At 47.8% G+C, this 19,248-nt stretch carries 19 protein-coding genes; 15 read left to right on the forward strand and 4 right to left on the reverse strand.

Translation table 11 applies throughout. The annotated features are described in order from the left end of the window. Nucleotides 1-29 precede the first annotated feature (29 nt). Nucleotides 30-1,199, reverse strand: coding sequence for an RNA-guided endonuclease TnpB family protein (locus ACOGW3_RS27675; protein ID WP_419901410.1), 1,170 nt, complete (start codon nucleotides 1,197-1,199; stop codon nucleotides 30-32). Nucleotides 1,200-1,221: 22 nt separating this feature from the next. Between ACOGW3_RS27675 and tnpA (ACOGW3_RS27680) the strand changes: the two genes are divergently transcribed. Continuing rightward, on the forward strand, nucleotides 1,222-1,644 hold the full coding sequence (gene tnpA, locus ACOGW3_RS27680) for an IS200/IS605 family transposase (protein ID WP_419901409.1): 423 nt from the start codon (nucleotides 1,222-1,224) through the stop codon (nucleotides 1,642-1,644). A gap of 310 nt (nucleotides 1,645-1,954) precedes the next feature. Then, a complete protein-coding gene (locus ACOGW3_RS27685; protein WP_419905869.1) occupies nucleotides 1,955-2,932 on the forward strand; it encodes a helix-turn-helix domain-containing protein in 978 nt (325 codons plus the stop codon). A 26-nt stretch (nucleotides 2,933-2,958) separates the two neighbouring features. Here the strand turns inward: ACOGW3_RS27685 and pspF are convergent, their stop codons facing one another. Next, nucleotides 2,959-3,960: a phage shock protein operon transcriptional activator gene (gene pspF, locus ACOGW3_RS27690; protein ID WP_419905870.1), complete on the reverse strand. Its 1,002-nt coding sequence runs from the start codon at nucleotides 3,958-3,960 to the stop codon at nucleotides 2,959-2,961. 166 nt (nucleotides 3,961-4,126) lie between these two features. Here pspF and pspA point away from each other — a divergent pair, with 166 nt between their 5' ends. The 8 genes from pspA to ACOGW3_RS27730 all read left to right on the forward strand — a co-directional run bounded on the left by pspA (nucleotide 4,127) and on the right by ACOGW3_RS27730 (nucleotide 11,039). Then, nucleotides 4,127-4,795, forward strand: coding sequence for a phage shock protein PspA (gene pspA, locus ACOGW3_RS27695; RefSeq protein ID WP_419905871.1), 669 nt, complete (start codon nucleotides 4,127-4,129; stop codon nucleotides 4,793-4,795). A gap of 80 nt (nucleotides 4,796-4,875) precedes the next feature. Then, nucleotides 4,876-5,103 (forward strand): envelope stress response membrane protein PspB, encoded by a 228-nt coding sequence (locus tag ACOGW3_RS27700; protein ID WP_419905872.1) that lies wholly within the window; start codon nucleotides 4,876-4,878, stop codon nucleotides 5,101-5,103. A gap of 18 nt (nucleotides 5,104-5,121) precedes the next feature. Further along, the gene (locus ACOGW3_RS27705) at nucleotides 5,122-5,616 is read left to right on the forward strand and encodes a hypothetical protein (protein WP_419905873.1); all 495 of its coding nucleotides are present in this window, start codon (nucleotides 5,122-5,124) and stop codon (nucleotides 5,614-5,616) included. A 302-nt stretch (nucleotides 5,617-5,918) separates the two neighbouring features. After that, entirely contained in the window at nucleotides 5,919-6,746 is an 828-nt protein-coding gene (locus ACOGW3_RS27710; RefSeq protein ID WP_419905874.1) for a sugar phosphate isomerase/epimerase family protein, read from the forward strand. 79 nt (nucleotides 6,747-6,825) lie between these two features. Beyond that, entirely contained in the window at nucleotides 6,826-7,764 is a 939-nt protein-coding gene (locus ACOGW3_RS27715) for a sugar ABC transporter substrate-binding protein (protein ID WP_419905875.1), read from the forward strand. Between the two features lie 96 nt (nucleotides 7,765-7,860). Continuing rightward, complete coding sequence (locus ACOGW3_RS27720) at nucleotides 7,861-9,009, forward strand: ABC transporter permease (protein ID WP_419905876.1); 1,149 nt, start codon at nucleotides 7,861-7,863, stop codon at nucleotides 9,007-9,009. Between the two features lies 1 nt (nucleotide 9,010). Beyond that, nucleotides 9,011-9,796: an ATP-binding cassette domain-containing protein gene (locus tag ACOGW3_RS27725; RefSeq protein ID WP_419905877.1), complete on the forward strand. Its 786-nt coding sequence runs from the start codon at nucleotides 9,011-9,013 to the stop codon at nucleotides 9,794-9,796. A gap of 106 nt (nucleotides 9,797-9,902) precedes the next feature. After that, the gene (locus tag ACOGW3_RS27730; protein ID WP_419905878.1) at nucleotides 9,903-11,039 is read left to right on the forward strand and encodes a Gfo/Idh/MocA family protein; all 1,137 of its coding nucleotides are present in this window, start codon (nucleotides 9,903-9,905) and stop codon (nucleotides 11,037-11,039) included. A gap of 24 nt (nucleotides 11,040-11,063) precedes the next feature. Here ACOGW3_RS27730 and ACOGW3_RS27735 read toward each other — a convergent pair whose 3' ends face one another. Then, nucleotides 11,064-11,885, reverse strand: coding sequence for a MurR/RpiR family transcriptional regulator (locus ACOGW3_RS27735; protein WP_419905879.1), 822 nt, complete (start codon nucleotides 11,883-11,885; stop codon nucleotides 11,064-11,066). A gap of 159 nt (nucleotides 11,886-12,044) precedes the next feature. Then, nucleotides 12,045-12,479, reverse strand: a complete 435-nt coding sequence (gene tnpA, locus ACOGW3_RS27740) for an IS200/IS605 family transposase (protein WP_419901154.1) — start codon at nucleotides 12,477-12,479, stop codon at nucleotides 12,045-12,047. Nucleotides 12,480-12,712: 233 nt separating this feature from the next. Here tnpA (ACOGW3_RS27740) and ACOGW3_RS27745 point away from each other — a divergent pair, with 233 nt between their 5' ends. From ACOGW3_RS27745 to ACOGW3_RS27765, 5 genes are all read left to right on the forward strand, one after another. Continuing rightward, complete coding sequence (locus ACOGW3_RS27745) at nucleotides 12,713-13,753, forward strand: LacI family DNA-binding transcriptional regulator (RefSeq protein WP_419905880.1); 1,041 nt, start codon at nucleotides 12,713-12,715, stop codon at nucleotides 13,751-13,753. Nucleotides 13,754-13,993: 240 nt separating this feature from the next. Continuing rightward, nucleotides 13,994-15,025, forward strand: coding sequence for an ABC transporter substrate-binding protein (locus ACOGW3_RS27750; protein WP_419905881.1), 1,032 nt, complete (start codon nucleotides 13,994-13,996; stop codon nucleotides 15,023-15,025). A 38-nt stretch (nucleotides 15,026-15,063) separates the two neighbouring features. Continuing rightward, nucleotides 15,064-17,298, forward strand: a complete 2,235-nt coding sequence (locus ACOGW3_RS27755) for an ABC transporter permease (RefSeq protein ID WP_419905882.1) — start codon at nucleotides 15,064-15,066, stop codon at nucleotides 17,296-17,298. Further along, nucleotides 17,295-18,365 carry an ABC transporter ATP-binding protein gene (locus ACOGW3_RS27760; protein ID WP_419905883.1) on the forward strand — a complete coding sequence of 357 codons (1,071 nt, stop codon included), beginning with the start codon at nucleotides 17,295-17,297 and terminating at the stop codon, nucleotides 18,363-18,365. Before ACOGW3_RS27755 ends, ACOGW3_RS27760 begins: the two co-directional genes overlap by 4 nt. 22 nt (nucleotides 18,366-18,387) lie before the next feature. After that, complete coding sequence (locus tag ACOGW3_RS27765; protein WP_419905884.1) at nucleotides 18,388-19,209, forward strand: inositol monophosphatase family protein; 822 nt, start codon at nucleotides 18,388-18,390, stop codon at nucleotides 19,207-19,209. Nucleotides 19,210-19,248: the final 39 nt, after the last annotated feature.

The following is a 19,248-nucleotide window of genomic DNA, read 5'->3' on the forward strand; positions in this document are numbered from 1 at the left end:
TCGCCCTAAAGGACGAGGCTTCTTGTTTCTCAGGCTGCAACTGGCAGTGTGCCAGAATTACGCGAGCCTCCACAAGCAGAGACGGATAGCCCTTCCGCCTTTAGTTTCAGGATACCTTGCTGCCGAATATTGATGGCAGCGTTAATATCGCGGTCATGCTCTTGGTCGCAGGTCTGGCACGTCCATTGCCGCACCGACAGCGGCATAGCATCAACCTTAGTGCCGCAATCAGAACAGGTCTTACTGGATGCAAACCACTGGTCAATTTGCACGAGGTGCTTACCTGACCAAGCTGTTTTGTAGGTCAGCTTTCGGAGCAATTCGCCCCATGCCGCGTCAGCGATATGTTTGGCAAGCTTCCTATTCTTGAGCATGTTTTTGACTTTCAACGTCTCCACGCAGATTGCTTGATTTTCGTCAACCAGTCGTTTTGACAATTTATGTTGAAAGTCATTGCGCGTGTTGGCAGTTCTTTCGTGAGCCTTGGCAACAAGTACACGCGCCTTGTTGCGGTTTGCCGACCCTTTCTTCTTTCGTGACAGTGTTTTTTGCTTGCGGCGCAAATTGGCCGCCGCACGTTTCAAAATACGGGGGTTCTTTTGTTTTTCACCCGTGCTGGCAATCGCTAAATGCGTTATGCCCAAATCAATACCCGTCACCGCGTCCGCTTCAATCGTTTTTAAGAGGGCTGGAACCTCCAGCCCATCATCACACAAGATTGACGCATAGTACTTACCTGTTTGAGTGCGCGAGATGGTGACGGTCTTAATCTTACCTACAATCTCACGGTGCAGAACTGCTTTGACCGTGCCGACTTTGGGCAAGTACAGACTGACACCATTTACAATTTTGACCCGTTGCGGGTAGGACATGGCTTGTTTGCCGTGTTTGCTCTTAAAGCGGGGATAGCGGCCCTGTTTTCTAAAAAATCGCTTAAAGGCATCATCCAAATGCATCACCGATTGTTGCAAGGCTTGGCTATCGGCTTCCTTTAGCCAGCCTGTTTCTTCCGTGGCTTTCAGTTCAACGAGCTTGTCCAAGGTCTGGCGCTTGCTGATGCTTTCGCCGCGCTCTTTCCAAGCGGAGCTACGCCAGCCCAAAGTAAAATTATACGCCCACCGCATCGCGCCAAATTGAAAGGCAAACGCCTTCCTCTGGTCAACAGTGGGATACAATCGGACTTTGGTTGCCTTTAGCATATCTCGACTCTACCATTGGTCTATGGACAACTCAAATGAATATCGCACAGGAAGACATTGTGTTTTTGCGCTACACGTACACTTGGTATTTATTACCAAATACCGCAGAGATGTGCTGTCAGAACTGGCTATACAGGACTTGCGGCACATCTTTGCCAAGGTCTGCAACGACTTTGAGGCGCAACTCGTCGAGTGTGACGGGGAAGACGACCATGTGCATCTGCTTATCAATTATCCGCCCAAAATATCCCTCTCTAAGCTGGTCAACAGTCTCAAGGGTGTATCCAGTCGCCGTTTGCGAAGCTTTCGCCCTGAAATTACGGGTAGGTATCGCAAAGGTGTCCTTTGGTCGCCGTCTTATTTTGCCGCTTCATGTGGTGGTGCGCCGCTCGATATTATCCGCAAATATGTCGAAACGCAGCGAGCCAACAAAAAACCGCGCTAGCGCGGTTGCGCCTTATATCCCCGCCCTGAAGGACGAGGTTTTACGGCGCGTTCCGATAATCTAACCCTTCACTTTCCCTCCCCCCAAAAAACACAAACGTGAATTTGCAAAATTTGCGCAATGCCCCTACTTGTCATAACCTGACCCTACAAGAGGTGTGAAAACAGGCACACCCAGCAGAGAAAAGCTCTGCACCAAAGAAAAAAATCAGCTCAGTCTCCTATATTGGCGGGCTAGATAAATAAAAATTAATGATAGGCTCATTCACACCAAGAGTGAATTATGACCTATTGACGTTTGGGGCGACTAAATGGAATCTGCGACGAACCACGCAGTGCATGTTGAAAGCACTCTGGAGGCAAATGGGGCTGCCAAGCATGCTATCGCGGCATCCTGGCGGCGCTCTAAACTCCTCCATCAACTTCATCCCGATCACAATCGCCCTCCAGAACGCATGTCTTCAAGGGAACTAAAAGACGCGCAAGAACAGCTTGGATCTTTGATAAATACTGCTGAAAGCAGTTTGGACAGATTGTATCTTGCGGTGGGCAATGTTGGATGCTGTGTCGTCCTCGCAGATGCGAATGGCGTCGCCGTAGATCGACGCGGCGCCACTGCCGATGACAAAACATTTCGAGAATGGGGGCTCTGGACCGGATCGCTTTGGAGTGAGGACAGTGAAGGCACCAATGGCATAGGGACATGTATTGTCGAAAAGCGGGCACTTACGATCCATAAAGAGCAACACTTTCACAGCAAAAATACCAGCCTTTCATGCAGCGCGGCACCGATCTTTGATCACGAAGGTAAGCTCATCGCTGCCATAGACGTGTCTTCTAGTCGTGCTGATCTTACTGCCGAGTTTGCCCGCGTTATCTCCATGTCAGTCGTCGACGCTGCGCGCCACATTGAATCAGAACACTTTCGGCAAACCTTTTCCGATGCAGATATTATTTTAGCCTCCCCACCCCAAGGACAGGCGGGGCTTGCAAATGAACTCGGCGCCTCACTTCTTGCCGTTAACCAGGATGGCATCGTTGTCGGGGCAACCCGAGGAGCAAGGCGTATTTATAATTTACAGGATGACGCCTTGAAAACGCCCCTTCTCCTATCTGACCTTTATGGCAGAGAAGTAAATCATGCCAAAGAATACGAATTGGCGGAAAGAAGGGTTATCCTTCAAGCTTTAACCCACACCAATGGGAACGTGTCCGCCGCAGCCGCAGCTATGGGAATTAGCCGCGCGACACTTCATCGGAAAATAAAATTTCTAGGCCTTGAAATCTAACTCCCAATAACGATCATCTATAAACATCAATTCGACCGCGTCGAAATATCATGCTTTTTTAACAATCGCCTTAGCTGATGATAGCTTAATCCCATCGCCTGAGCAGCATCAGTTTGATTAAAGTGATATCGTTTCAGCGCCTCAGACAGCAGTTGCACTTCATAACGACTTACAGCTTTGGCGAAATCTTCACTCACCTCTGACAAGATGGTTTCCTTTTTAGCAGCCTGTGCATCTTTATCAGCGCCAAAGCGCCAGGGGCTATCAAAGGGATTGATATAGATATGATCAATTGCCTTAACCTGTGACGGCAGACGGCAAATTGTCCGCTCCACCGCATTGCGTAATTCTCGGATATTCCCAGGCCATCGATATCCAAGCAGTTGCTGTTGCGCTTGATCAGTGAACCCCGGAAACAAATCACCCCCAACTTCTCGCGTCACCTCAATCGCAAAATGTCGAGCCAATGTTAAGATGTCTTTTGGGCGCACTCTCAAAGGCGGTAGGGTAATCACATCAAAAGCGAGACGATCCAGGAGATCCGCACGAAACTCTCCTTTTTCCGCAAGAGCTGGCAAATCGACATTAGCTGCTCCAATGACCCGCACATCGACCTTGAGTGTCTCGCTGCCTCCAACCCTTTCAAATTCCCCATACTCTATGATCCTCAAGACCTTTTCTTGAACAGCCTGTGACGCCGTTGCAATTTCATCGAGGATAAGCGTCCCCCCATCTGCTCGCTCGAACCGCCCGATATGCGTTTTCTGCGCACCGGTAAAAGCGCCGCGTTCATGGCCAAAAAGTTCGCTCTCCAACAAACTATCGGTAAGAGCTGCACAGTTGATCTTAACCAACGGACCATCCCACCGCTTGGAAAGGTAATGCAGGCGTGACGTAAAAAGCTCCTTGCCTGTTCCGCGCTCGCCAACGACGAGACAAGGCTTATCAATATGAGCCAACCGGGAGGATTTTTCGACGACGTCCAAGAAGATGGGGTCTTCGCCAATGATGTTTACAGGTGTTTCCATAAGTATTTATATCGTTATTCGCTATCGAAAATCGACACTTATTATCGTATTAATTTCAGCTTATTCGCACTCAACCACATAACTCATTGATTTTAAACAATACTACAACTTGGCACGCAGCATGCAAACTAATGAGAAATTACTTACTCCTTGAAAGGAAATTGTTATGAGCATCTTTTCCCGTCTCACCGACATTGTTAATTCCAACGTGAATTCCCTGTTGGATCGTGCGGAAGACCCGGAAAAAATGGCCCGCCTGATGATACAGGAAATGGAAGACACACTGATCGAGGTCAGATCTTCTTCCGTTAAAGCCATTGCAGATAAAAAAGACATCGAGAAAAAACTCGTTAGCCTAGAGGCATCCCAGGCAGAGTGGGCCAGCAAGGCTGAATTCGCCCTCTCAAAAGGTCGGGATGATCTCGCCAAAGGCGCCCTACTCGCAAAAAGAAAAATCGAGGAACAGGCTGAAGCCTTGAAAAACGAGTTATCTTTCATAGATGAAAGTCTCGCCAAGTCCAGCGAAGATCTTGCCAAACTCCAGGCAAAGCTCGACGAAGCCAAGGCCAAGAAAAAATCTATGGAAATTCGTTTAAACACAGCGGAGAAGCGAGTTAAACTACGCAAAACAACCTATGACGGACGTGTAGATGATGCACTTGCCCGTTATGACAACTTGGAACGCAAAATTACAGAACTGGATGCCGAAGCCGATTCATATGATCTTGGTCGCAAAAAATCTCTAAACGATGAGTTTTCAGAACTTGAGGCTGATTCAGAAATCGCAGATGAGCTCGCATCGCTTAAAGCGAAAATGGCCAAGTCAAAAAAATAATGAGACTTACGGCTGCGAGTACTTTAGCGGCTCGAAATCGGACTAAGCCAGGTTTTAAAACAAGAAAGAGATCGTAAAAAATGAGCTTCGCTGTGGTTTTATTCGTCCCATTGGTTGTCTTTTTGTCAATCGTCGCGCCGCTATGGATCATTTTCCACTACGTCACAAAGTGGAAATCCATCAAGAAACAAGATTTGGGGAACGGCATGATCGCCGTTCCTAAAGAGGAAATTCTGAAGCTGCGTGAGGTCGCAAAAAAATTAGCAGACCGGGTCACAACGCTCGAAAGAGTCCTCGAACAAGACTAAGCGGACGGGATTATTTTAATGCAAAATCATCGAAGAAAATATCATCACTACAAGGCGCCGGAGCACCATGGCCCGATCCGCCGTGTAACCCAGGCACTTGCCAACAAATTTAACATCCCACGAAAATTGGTTCTAGCCGGATTCATCATTGGCGTATTTGTGAATTTCTTACTTACGCTAATCGTCTTTCTCATCGCCCTTTACTGGACCAACAATCCGGAAAAGGTTGAAGGAAAGTTCAACGAGATGGCATCAAAGGTACGGGACTGGACTTCACCGAAGAACCCCAACGCCCATCAATCGCAATACGCCTATTCAGGAGCGACATCCTCAAGCACGACGTCACAAACAACTCGGCCAGAGCCCAGTCAGGATGTTGATTTCGACTTTTCAGATCTTTGCCGTGAATTCGAAGACCTTGAACGCCGCACAGCCGGCATGGAAAAACACGTTTCATCCGAAGAGTACAAACTGAATAAAGAGTTCAGGGAAATGAAAAAGAACGACACATAATTTAGGCACACCCCACTCATCCTCGGGAAAAAGTGAAATCCCTCGTAAAAGGCTCCAAATTTGGAGCCTTTTGTTATTTCTGACCAATGCGCTTAAACAGCGCCAACAACCAACCCCACCTTAACAACCAAATTACGAGGCAAATTTATCACAAACAATAATCCTATATTTCACAACAATCGATTCTCGCAAAAGGCTTGACTTATTAACCGAACACGCCATTATGGAATAAATATTCTATACGTTAAAAATAAAATACCATCATTCCATTAAGCGTTGATGCGGGCAACGGGACATAGGAAATGCATAGGAAAATTGGAGCTTGCAGCTGGATACTCGGCAATGCAAGCGATCAAGAGATTGCAGAAGGCTGGCAAACTGCTGGACTGAATGGAGTTGAATACAACCCCATCAGAGAAAGAGCCAATGCATCTGCCACCAGCAAAGTCTTTAATGATTTTGGCTTATCCATTTATTCACTTACACCGCCTGATGCAGATCTATCCTCTCCGGATGACGGTGTTAGAAAAGCTGGAATCGACACCTATTTTTGGCTTATCGATTTTGCTGCTTCGGTTGGTTCGCCCATTATTTCATGCCACGGTCTGGTTGGGCGCATTGCACCAATTGCATCTCAAAAAGCAGAAGATCTAAACTTAATAAATTCAGTTGATGCCATCACCAAACGAGCAAAAGAAGCCAATATCAATGTCGTATTTGAAGTTTTGAACCGATACGAAACTCACCAAATCAGAACTACTCATGAAGCTTCAAAATTGATCACCCAGATAAACCAACCCAATCTTTCGATACTACTCGATAGCTATCATATGAATATCGAAGAGTCCGATCCTGCTGACGCGATACAACATGCTGGCAAGCATTTGGGCCTTTATCACATGGCCGATTCCAACCGGGAGGCACCCGGACGCGGCCACATCGACTTCGCCTCCCAACTACGGGCTCTTGATAGCATTAGTTATCAAGGCCCGATCATACTGGAAATCAACACTCCTGGCCCCAACCCCTTTTCACCAGACAAGGGACAAGGGTTTCGGAAAAACACCATTTCCCAACTCTCAGAAAGCGTTGCGTTCTTAAATAACTCATCAACAGAACAAGCCGCCTAATTTCGTATCCGAGCAAGAAAAACAAAATCAAACTTGCTCAAAATCCAACAAAGTACATTCACCCAACAGGGAGTACACTATGCTTAAGTCACTTAAAAAAGTTCTCATGGCCTCGGCAATCCTCGGAGCAGCTTCTTCTGCCGCACTTGCAGACGATATAAATATTATCGTTGTCAGCCATGGCCAAGCAAACGACCCATTTTGGTCAGTTGTTAAAAATGGCGTCACCAAAGCTGCTGACGACATGAAAGTAAGCGTTGACTACCGTGCGCCAGAAACCTTCGATATGGTTGCCATGAGCCAGCTGATTGAAGCGGCCGTCAACCAAGAACCAGATGGACTTATTGTCTCCATTCCTGATGGAGATGCCCTTGGAGATTCCATCAAAAAAGCTGTCGCTGCTGGCATTCCCGTGATCTCCATGAATTCTGGATCTGATGTCTCCAAGTCATTTGGCGCCCTTCTACATGTCGGCCAAGAAGAGTTTGATGCTGGTAAAGCTGCTGGTGAGAAGCTAGCAAACCTCGGCGGAAAAAAAGGCGTTTGCGTCAATCAGGAAGTTGGCAACGTGTCCCTTGATCAACGTTGTGCGGGCTTCACCGAAGGATTTGGTGGCAATGTCAGCATTCTACCAACCTCGAACGACCCTTCAGAAATCGCCGCAAAAGTACGTGCAGCCATTGATTCTGACGATTCCATCGACACCATTCTCGCATTGGGTGCGGCAACAGCCGGAGAGCCATCCGTTCAAGCTGTCGAAGATGCTGGTAAACACGGAAAGATAAACGTGGCCACTTTCGATATGTCACCTGGCTTCCTCAAGGCAATCTCTGACGGAAAAGCTGCCTTTGCGATCGATCAGCAGCAGTATCTTCAGGGTTACCTGCCTGTTTCCTTCCTCGCCCTAAGAGCACGTTTTGGCCTTATGCCAGGTGGTAACGTACCGTCTGGTCCAAACCTCATCACCAAAGACAAAGCAGCCCAGGTCGTAGACCTAAGTGCTGTTGGTATCCGGTAAATCATAAGCCTTTGAAAAATGAGGGGCCGTTTTTACGGCCCCTTTTAAATATCTGTACCTGCGCCTGAAACATGGCGTATGCGGGAGGAACAGTAAATGTCCAGCCTTGACCAACAAGTCGATCAGGCACCACCTAACACACCATCTGATGCGAACAAGCCCTCGGATGAACGTATAATTCATACAAGTTTGATCACCCGCCTGATGCGCCGCCCAGAGCTTGGCGCACTTGCAGGACTGATCCTTGTCACCATCTTCTTCATGATCGTCGGTAAATCGTCCATGTTCACCCTCGCCGGGATCATGAACTTCCTCGTGCCAGCGTCTCAGCTTGGCATACTAGCTATTGCCGCCTCTCTTCTCATGATTGGTGGTGAGTTTGATCTATCCGTAGGCTCTATGGTTGCCTTTGCAGGATTGATTTTTGCGACCGCGCTCGTCGTTTTCGAACTCCCTCTGGGTATATCCATTATCCTCACTTTTGCTGCCGCAGCAGCCATGGGGGCTTTAAACGGGCAAATCGTCCTAAAGACTGGCCTTCCCTCTTTCATCGTTACACTGGCATTTTTATTTATCCTTCGCGGATTAACTCTCGTCGGCCTCAAGGCTGCGACTGGTGGCTCGACCCAACTTCGTGGCGTTAAAGACGCTGTTGAAGGCTCCTCGCTGGCCGAAATATTCTCGGGTGATGCTCTCGAAGGGCTTTTTGCCTGGCTCGCTCAAAACGAGATGATCGATACCTTCAAAAATGGCCTCCCAAAAGTCTCAGGCGTCCCTGTCGAAATTTTGTGGTTCATCGCCTTGGCGGGCGTTGCTACCTGGCTTTTGGTCAGAACCCAGTTTGGCAACTGGATTTTTGCGGCTGGTGGAGATGCCAATTCAGCTCGGAATTCAGGTGTACCCGTTAACCGGGTTAAGACAATCCTCTTTATCTTTACAGCCTGCGCAGCAGCACTTGTTGCCATCATTACGGTTCTCGATGCAGGCTCAACAGATGCACGTCGCGGTTTTCAAAAAGAATTTGAGGCGATTATCGCCGCTGTCATTGGCGGAAGCCTTCTAACAGGTGGATACGGGTCGGCCATTGGCGCGTTCTTTGGTGCGATTATTTTTGGCATGGTCCTGATTGGCCTGGCTTACACCAATATTGATCAGGATTGGTATCTCGTCTTCCTCGGCGGCATGTTGCTAATCGCCGTTCTCTTTAACAACTTTGTACGCAAACGCGTTACGGGGGAGCGATAAAATGAGCAATGCCTCACCATTGATTGAAGTCAACGATCTGGTTAAACACTACGGTCTCGTTATCGCCCTCAACGGCGTATCTATCACGGTCAATCCCGGCGAAGTCATGTGCCTTCTCGGTGATAACGGCGCCGGTAAATCGACCCTTATCAAAACCCTGGCAGGTGTGCACAAGCCAACCGGGGGTGAGTTTAATGTCGAAGGAAGCCCCGTCGACTTCAACTCCCCCAGGGAAGCCCTGGATGCGGGCATTGCCACGGTTTATCAAGATCTGGCAATGATCCCCTTGATGTCAATCACCCGAAATTTCTTTATGGGTCGCGAACCAACCAAGGGGGTTGGGCCCTTCAAATACATTGACTTTGATCACGCCGATAAGGTCACCCGCGAAGAAATGCTTAAAATTGGCATCGATATCCGCGACCCTCAACAAGCCGTCGGAACACTTTCCGGTGGTGAGCGACAGTGTGTGGCCATTGCCCGTGCCGTATATTTTGGCGCGAAGGTTCTTATTCTGGACGAACCGACATCTGCCCTTGGCGTGGCTCAGACTTCCATGGTCTTGAAGTACATCAATCAAGTCCGCCAAAAAGGCCTCGGCGTTATTTTCATCACTCACAACGTTCGGCATGCCTATGCAGTAGGCGATCGTTTCACCATCCTGAACCGGGGAGCAACACTTGGTACCTACACCAAAGATGAGATCGAAATTGACGCTCTGCAGAACCTCATGGCGGGAGGGAAAGAACTCCAATTGCTCTCTGATGAGCTCGGCGGAACAATCTAAAAATAATATGGCGAGCATATAAACTCGCCATGCAAAATATAAGTTACGAAACCAGGCTCACTCTTACATAAAGAGTATGAGCCTGGCTCTTTTTAAGGATCAAGTTATGGATAGTATTGGTGTTGGCCTTATTGGCACGGGGTACATGGGAAAGTGCCATGCGACAGCTTGGGGAAGTGTCAAAGCAAGGTTTGCTTCCGTTACCACACCTCGACTAGAGATGCTTTGTGATGCAAACGAGACCGTGGCTCGCGATTGCGCTCAAGCATTTGGCTTTGCAAATTATTCCACCAATTGGCGCGATCTACTCGAAAATCCAGCAGTTGATGTCATCTCCGTAACAACACCAAACGGCCTGCACCCAGAGATGGCTATTGAAGCTCTTCAAGCTGGCAAACATGTCTGGTGTGAAAAGCCGATGGGCCTAACTCTCGATCACGCAGCCTCCATGACCACTGCAGCCCAGTTAGCCTCTAAAAAGGGCATCAAAACTCAACTCGGCTACAATTACGTCCACAACCCAGCTATTATTCATGCACAAAAGCTGATTAATGACGGCGCGATAGGAAATGTAATCCACTTCAGAGGTCAAGTAGACGAAGACTATATGGCTGACCCACTACTCCCCTGGACATGGCGGTGTAAAATTGAGGATGGTGGTTTGGGAACCCTCGGCGATCTCACTTGTCATTTAGTAAGCCTCGCACATTACCTTATCGGTGATATAGCCAAGGTACTCGCCGACATCGATACGGTCCATAAGAACCGCCCTCTCCCCAACAGTACCACGGGAGAGACAGGAACCGTGGAAAACGAAGACATGGCCCAAGCGGTCATTCGTTTCAAAAGTGGCATCAGCGGCCTGTTAAGCTCAAGTCGCGTAGCCTGGGGCAGAAAAAGCATGCTTCGCATTGAAATTCATGGCGACAAGGGCATGATTGTTTTCGATCAGGAACGTATGAACGAACTGGAGCTTTTTCAGGCAACAGGTGATCGTGCAACCCGTGGATTCACCCGAATTCTCACAGGACCAGAACATTTACCATATGGTGAATTCTGCCCTGCAGCAGGACATCAAATTGGATTCAATGAATTAAAGATAATAGAGGCAGCTCAATTCCTAGGCGCCATCGCTGACGAAAAAACGAACTGGCCAAATTTTGAAGCCGGACAAAAAATAGAACACGTCATCCACGGCGTCAGCGAATCAGCTAGACTTGGCCGCTGGGTCGAAACCAACTAATCAGCGTCAATTTTCTTAAAGTGATTATTCCTGTAATTGCCTGCCCAGCGCCACCACCAAGGTCAAAGCCAGGGTCATTGTTGCAGCTAAGGAGCGGAAGGCATGAACTTCAATGTCTTCCACTTCCAAACAGACGTCAGAGTTTTGTGTCAAAGGACTCAGCACGCCATCACTGATGGATACGACAGGTATGTCGTTTTCACGCGTTTCTTTAACTAACTGAACGACTTCAGGTGAATAGCTTTTAAAGCTAATCGCGAGCAGTGCATCGCCTTTTCTGATAGAACGCCCCTGCTCAAAAAACATCCCGCCATTGCCGTCAATGAGGACGCAGCGTTTGTCCAGCTGGGCAAAGGCATAGGCAAGATAACTCGCGACGGGAAATGAGCGACGTTGCGCAGCTAAATAGATAACATCTGCTTTGCCAAGATATTTGATCGCTGCTTCAAACTTGTCAGGATCGACAACTTCACGAAGGTTATCTAGCGCCGCAATCCCCCCATTGATAAAGTCATCAAGAACGATATTGCGTGTATCTTCCTGGTTTTCTTCATCACGACCGAATGACCGGATACGCTCTTTGTAATTCGCCCCACTTTCAACCAGATGTGTGCGAAACACCCGTTGCATTTCGCTAAACCCACTATAGCCAAAAGCTTTTGCGAACCTGATCAGGCTAGAGGGTTGCACCGATGCTCGTTCAGCAATTCCGGAAACCGTTTCCAGCGCCATATCATTTGGATTATCCAGCGCATACTCTGCAATTTGCTTGAGACGCTTGCTCAAATCTTCATGACGCGTTGCCAATTCATTGCGCAATTCTTCGTAACTACCCGGAGCGGTCATAGATGCCTCTTAATAATTTCCTGATTCTAAATATCAGAATTCTGCAAAAATGGAATAAAAATTCTACATAGAGAATAAATAGTTAAATGACCCCCGGCAAAGCCGGGGGCTTAAGCGGGTGAGCCCCTTAAAGGGGCAAATTGGGAACCGCTAAAGCGGTTATGGATTGAATATATCCATTTGGTCAAAGTACTTATCACGCTCTTCTTGCGTTCTGATATACTCCCTCACCATCTGTTCATCGAGCCCTACAGTTGAGACGAAATATCCACGGGCCCAAAAATTTTCACCCTTGAAATTCCGTGCTTTATTTTTGAATTTTCGAGCTATGGCAATCGCGCTTTTTCCTTTTAGGTATCCAACGACTTTTGAAACAGCATGTTTGGGCGGTATGCTGATACACATGTGAATGTGATCCGGCATCAAATGGCCCTCCTCAATCTTACTTTCGCGATGCCCGGCCAGTTCATGGAAAATTTCACCAAGATACTGACGTAGGTTGCCATAGATAACTTTTTGCCTGCGTTTAGGGATGAAAACCACGTGGTATTTACAATCCCATCTCGTATGTGCAAGGCTTTTGTAATCTCTCATCGGCTAATTCCTTTGTTATTTTGGTCAATAAACAAAGAAATGTAAGACCGTGGGAACGGTCAAACCATTGAGAGTCCCCCGGCATAGCCGGGGGTTTACCGGATTAAATTACAAATTCACAACCCTATTTCAAAATCGCCAGTGGCAAAACGCACTACACAGCAATGCAAACGATTGCACAATAGCTAATCAAAATGCAATATTGTCTTGGATATAAGCAAACGGGTTAAACAATGAAACCAAAGAACATTACATCTGCAGATGTCGCTCGTTTAGCGGGTGTTTCGCGCTCAACCGTTTCCCGCTGCTTTAAAGCAGATAGTCGAATTTCGGATAAAACCCGCAAACGAGTGATCGAAATTGCAGACCAGGTTGGCTATCAGGTAAACAAACTCGCACGCTCCATGATCACCCGCGAAAGCGATCTGGTTGGCGTGGTATCCTCTGGTTTGCATGATCCCTTTGCTGTTGTGTTAATCGACCAACTCATCACCACATTACAACAAATGGGATTACACCCTATCCTGCTCGATGCCTCTAACGAAAGACAGCTTGAAATATCGATAAAAAAGCTTGCCCAGTACCAGGTTAAAAGCATCATCATTACTTCTGGCAGCCCATCCTCAGCTATTGGCGCCCAGTTCGTAAGCCTGAATATTCCCGTGATCCTCCTCAACCGGGCGGGACAACTCGATCAAGCTAATCTGATAAATTGTGACAACAGGACAGGAAGTACGCTCGCTGCTAAAACTCTAATTGAAGCCGGGCATAGAAACCTTGCATTCATTAACAGTAAAAACAGTACCTATAGCGGAACAAAACGTGGAGAGTTTTTTGAACAAGCGCTCGCCCTTCAGATAGAGGCCGGAGAGATTTCACTTCACCAGTCCCAACCGACAAAAACGGGTTATGAAGGTGGATATGAAGCGGCCCTAAATTTGTTAAATAGCTCTTATCACCCCACTGGAGTCTATTGCGCAACAGACAACGTGGCATGTGGATTTATGGATGCAGCAAGATTTGAGATGGGCAAAAGAGTTCCTGAAGATGTCTCAATCATTGGTTTCGACGACCTCCCGATAGCCGCCCGCGCGCCTTACAATCTTTCAACAATTCGCCAGTGCCCCAAAGACATTGCCCAGGCAACCGCTGACTGCATCCAATCCATTGGTTTTACAGAAAAACCCAAACGAATAACCATCCCGGTAACATTTATCAATCGCGGCACAGTCGGACCATACAAAATTGCTTTAGATGAAATTTCACTAGGCTAATACTTACAACCTTTGTTATAGTTTCTTTTAAAATTAACCTCCCCATCCAATAGAAAAAATGTTCTATTGGATTTTTTTTTGAAATATTTCTTTCATTTTATTCTCCCCTCTCTTATCATCTACAAAACTCGATAGTATTGGGTGAGTTTTTTTGCACTTTTTGTGCACACGTTTGCACAATATTATTTCAAACGAGGAAACAACCTCGTTAACCAGACCGACAAGGGAGGCCAAAAAGGCATGACGAAAAAAAACATAGCACTTGGTTTTGCACTTGCCGCAGCTTGTGCTGTTTCAGCAGTACCTGCTCAGGCAAAAGAAAAACTTAACGTACTCTGCGCCGCGGATGAAGAATGGTGCAACCTCATGAAATCTACCTTTGAGAAAGAGTCAGGGGTAGATGTTTCAATGGTGCGCAAAAGCTCTGGTGAGATCTTCGCACACATTAAAGCCGAAGCACGCAACCCAAAAGTTGATATCTGGTGGGGCGGAACAGGAGATCCACATCTTCAAGCTGCCGCTGAGGGACTTACTACTGAATACAAATCAAAACAGATTGATTCGCTTCTCGATTGGGCAAAAAATCAAGCCAAAGAAGGCGATTACAAAACCGTCGGTATCTACGCTGGCGCATTGGGCATCGGCTACAACGAAGAACTCTTGAAATCTAAAGGCCTTCCAGCGCCAAAATGTTGGTCAGATCTAACCGATCCTGTCTACAAGGGTGAAGTACAGATGGCCAATCCAAATTCTTCAGGAACCGCCTATACAGCCTTGGCGACAGTGGTTCAGCTTTTCGGTGAAGAAAAAGGTTTTGATTTCCTCGCTGGTCTGCACTCAAACATCAACCAGTATACAAAATCTGGCTCTGCACCGATCAAAGCGTCCGCACGTGGCGAGACCACACTGGCCATTACCTTCATGCACGACATGGTAAAACAGGTCAAAAAAGGCTTCCCAATTAAAGTTGTGGCTCCTTGCGAAGGTACAGGATACGAAGTTGGTTCCATGAGCATTATCAAAGGCGCTCGTAACCTGGAAAATGCTCAGAAGTTTGCTGAATTTGCTCTCCGCCCTGACGTTCAGTCTATGGCAGAACAGGCAAAAGCTTATCAGGTTCCATCAAACTCTGGATCAACTGTTCCAGAAGGTGCACCGAAGCTTACCGAGATTAAACTAATCAATTATGATTTCGCCACCTATGGCTCCAGCGACACCCGCAAGCGTCTGCTGAAGCGTTGGGATGACGAAATCAAATCCCTACCGCGTTAAGGTAGGTAGGGATTATGGGGACAGAAGGAGGAAATAACGTGCGTACTTCTTTCTTTCCATGGCTCGCTATGGGATGGATTGGCTTTGCGATCCTTCCATGGTACGTCATCGAAGATGGGTTTTGGGCATTTGAGTGGGTAGTAGATGGCTATCCTTTTGATAGCGACTATGCGTCCGCTCTGGTGCAAATTACGTTAGGGAAAGAGTGGTTACTCCCACTTATTTTCCCTCTTCTGGCCCCCCTGTTTATTTTAAAGCGAATAAAAAGCGACCCAGTTTACGCACAAACACTCATCATTTCCGGTGGTTTTGGCCTTATATATCTGCTGGGCCAGGGCTTTATCGTCGGGATTGGTGGTTGGGAATATAACGTTCTAGAAAACACTTTTGGAGCTATGGAAACCCGCCAATTTGGTATGGGCTACGGTGCTCTTCTGACAGCAAGTGCTTATTTAATACTGCTGACAACAGGCCTGGCTGCAACCGGTTACTTACGTGGAGATGTCTTTGTCACATCCGCTATTGGTATCGTCATAGCGCTTGTTGCTACTTTTGTTTTCCTACCCGTTGGAAAAATACTGTTCTCTGCCTTTATTGATGAAAACGGCCTTTATGCACTCAGTGCCTTTAGTGACAATTTCTTCAGCAAAAAGATCTGGGGCCTGGGCTGCCTTAGCTCTTCCGTTTCTTGTGGTGTAGGTTTGAACTCACTCATCCTTGCTATATTGACGGGTACGGCAACTACCCTTCTTGGACTTGCTTTTGCATTGGTTGCCACCAGAACTGATTTTCGCTGGAAGAAATCACTCCGGGTACTAACAATCCTTCCTATTATCACGCCCCCCTTTGTCATTGGCCTTGCCTTGATCCTACTCCTGGGCCGTTCCGGATCAATAACACAGTTTGTATCGGAACTATTGAACATTGAACCCGGTCGTTGGATCTATGGCTTGCCAGGCGTGTGGCTCGCGCAAACACTATCCTTCACCCCTATTGCCTTCTTGGTATTAATTGGTGTTGTTGAAGGCGTAAGCCCTTCCATGGAAGAAGCATCCCAAACTCTTGGCGCCAGCCGGTGGCATACATTCAAAAATGTCTCGCTGCCTTTGATGAGACCGGGACTTGCCAATGCCTTTTTGATCGGCTTTATCGAAAGTATGGCTGACTTTGGCAACCCAATGGTTCTAGGCGGGAATTATGATGTTCTCTCCACAGAAATATTCTTTGCCATCGTCGGCGCCCAAAACGATCAGTCGCGTGCTGCTGTGCTCGCTATTCTTTTGCTTACATTCACTTTGAGTGCCTTTTTTGCCCAAAGAGTTTGGCTCGGCAAAAAGTCCTACACAACGGTGGTCGGCAAAGCGGAATCTGGTGCCCACGCAGGAATGAACCCGCTTCTACGCTGGGTATGCCTTGGCGTAACCATTCCATGGGCTGCCTTTACCATCGTCATATACGCAACAGTTCTCTTTGGCGGCTTCGTCGTGAATTGGGGCCGCGATAACAGCTTCACCCTGATGCACTACGCTGAAGGTTTTTCTGTTGGCTGGGGTGAAAACGGCTTGAGTTGGGACGGCACTGCCTGGGACTCTTTTTGGACCACGATCACCATATCAGCAATTGCCGCGCCTCTTACGGCAGGATTGGGTCTCCTCACAAGTTACCTCTTGGTACGACAGAACTTCAAAGGCAAAAGCCTTTTCGAGTTTGGAACAATGTTGAGTTTTGCCATTCCGGGCACCGTAATCGGGGTGAGTTACATCCTTGCTTTTAACGTTCCGCCATTTGAGTTAACAGGCACTGCGGCCATCCTTGTGCTCTGCTTTATGTTCAGAAACATGCCTGTTGGTGTCCGTGGCGGGATCGCCGCTATGAGCCAGCTGGACAAAAGTTTGGACGAAGCATCTCTCACACTTGGGGCAAACAGTTTAACCACTCTTCGCAGGGTTATATTGCCCCTCCTCCGCCCTGCAATCGTGGCCGCACTGGTTTATAGTTTTGTCCGTGCGATTACGTCTGTAAGTGCGGTCATATTCCTGGTAAGCGCCGATCACAACATGGCGACATCCTATATCATTGGTCTGGTTGAAAACGGCGAATATGGCATTGCCATTGCTTATTCATCCGTCCTGATTGTGGTCATGTTGCTTGCGATTATTTTGGTGCAAAAGGTCATCGGGGAGAGAAAACTCCGGCGCAAGAACCGCGTAGAGAGCATCACTGAAAAATCAACGCCCCTCACTTCATCCTCTCCAAGGGAGAAACAAGCATGAGCCTGCAACTTAAACCTGGGTCCGTTGTTTTCGAAAACGTCACAAAAAAATATGGCGCCGTAACAGCCATTAACGATGTGTCTTTTTCCATCGAGCCCGGCCATCTTGTAACTCTTCTCGGCCCCAGCGGCTGCGGTAAGACGACAACATTACGTATGATCGCAGGGCTCGAGCATCCGACCTCTGGCCGCATATTAATCGGCGGCAAGGATGTAACAAATCTTCCTGCGACCGACCGCGATGTAAGCATGGTCTTTCAATCCTACGCGCTCTTCCCCCATATGACAGTCGGTGAAAATGTGGCTTATGGCCTCTCCGTAAGCGGACTTTCTAAAAAAGAAGCTGCCGAGAGAGCCAAAGAAGGTCTCTCCCTCGTTGGTCTTGATGGTTATGATGCACGGCTGCCAAGCGAGCTTTCAGGGGGGCAACAGCAAAGGGTCGCTGTCGCAAGGGCGCTTGTACTCGAGCCTGAAGTTTTACTGCTCGACGAACCACTTTCAAATCTCGATGCCAAACTACGCCGTAAAGTCCGAGAAGAAATCCGAGACCTGCAGCAAAAGCTCGGCTTAACCGCCGTCTATGTTACCCACGACCAAGAAGAAGCCCTTGCGGTATCGGACCGGATCATCGTTATGAACAGATCCGTCATCGCCCAAGAAGGTACACCACGGGAACTCTACGAAACACCAGCTTCATCCTTTATTGCTGATTTCATTGGAGACGCAAACCTGGTGGAAGGTGAAATCCTTGCGCAAGACGAAATCAATGCCAACGTTCGTATCGATACCCTACACTGCAAACTTCCAAGTCGGGGATTAAGCACCGGCCCAACCAAAGTTGCGATCCGCCCGGATTCAATCCTGCTGGAGCAAAGCTCTTCCGATATGACGGGGATCAAAGGCAACGTAACACATGCCTCATATCTCGGAAATCAGATCCACTATTCAGTTGATAGTTCACTGGGAGAGCTCTTCGTTGTCGATTACCGCATAGACAACGCCATTACTGCCGGCAGTGACATCTCTATTACTTTCGCGACCAAAGGCATGTGCCTGATCGCATCATGATTTTTATTAAAGGATTAACAGCGTGATTCTTGATCCTCAAGAACTAAGCCCGGAAACAAAGATCGAGATCGATCGTCGCTTTCTCCACGGCAAAGAAATGATCAAACAAGCTGGTGAAACAGCTTTGGACTATTTCAATCGTCGGGATGAACTCATCATCGAAACCAAAACGGATCCCCAGGATGTCGTTAGTATTGCCGATCAGAATGTTGAAGAGATTATCCGCAAACTAACCCGCGAAGTCTTCCCTGGGGATGGATATCTCGGCGAAGAACATGGGCAAGAAGCTGGCACCAATGATTATCTATGGGTTATCGACCCGATCGATGGAACAGCTTGCTTTCTAACAGGTATGCGCTCTTGGTGCATTTCAATCGCGCTTATGAAGGGCGATAAAATCGCCGCGGGCTTTGTCTACGACCCAAATACCGACGAGCTTTTCACTGCACTTGCTGGGCACGGCGCTCAACTAAATGGTAAAGCGATTAAAGCCTACGATACCAAATCCGTCACCGAAGGCGTAATGGGTATCGGGACCTCTCACCGCATCCCCCCATCAGAACTTCTTCCCTTTCTAGATAAGTTATTATCATCAGGCGGAATGTTCATCCGTAACGGCTCCTGCGCCTTGATGATGTCTTATGTCGCCGCTGGCCGCCTTATTGGTTATTTTGAGCCCCATATCAATTCCTGGGACTGCCTTGCCGGTATTATTCTAATTGAAGAAGCTGGCGGCTGGTCATCACCCTTCCTCGATCAAGATGGCCTAAACAAAGGAAATCCCATTCTGGCAACAGCAAGTGGGGTTGCTCAAGATCTGCGCCAGATGGCCAATCTTGCATAAACGGATCTTACTAAAAAAGAACGCGCCATAAGGCGCGTT

It is taken from the genome of Kiloniella sp. (genome assembly GCF_965205715.1).
Classification (GTDB): domain Bacteria; phylum Pseudomonadota; class Alphaproteobacteria; order Kiloniellales; family Kiloniellaceae; genus Kiloniella.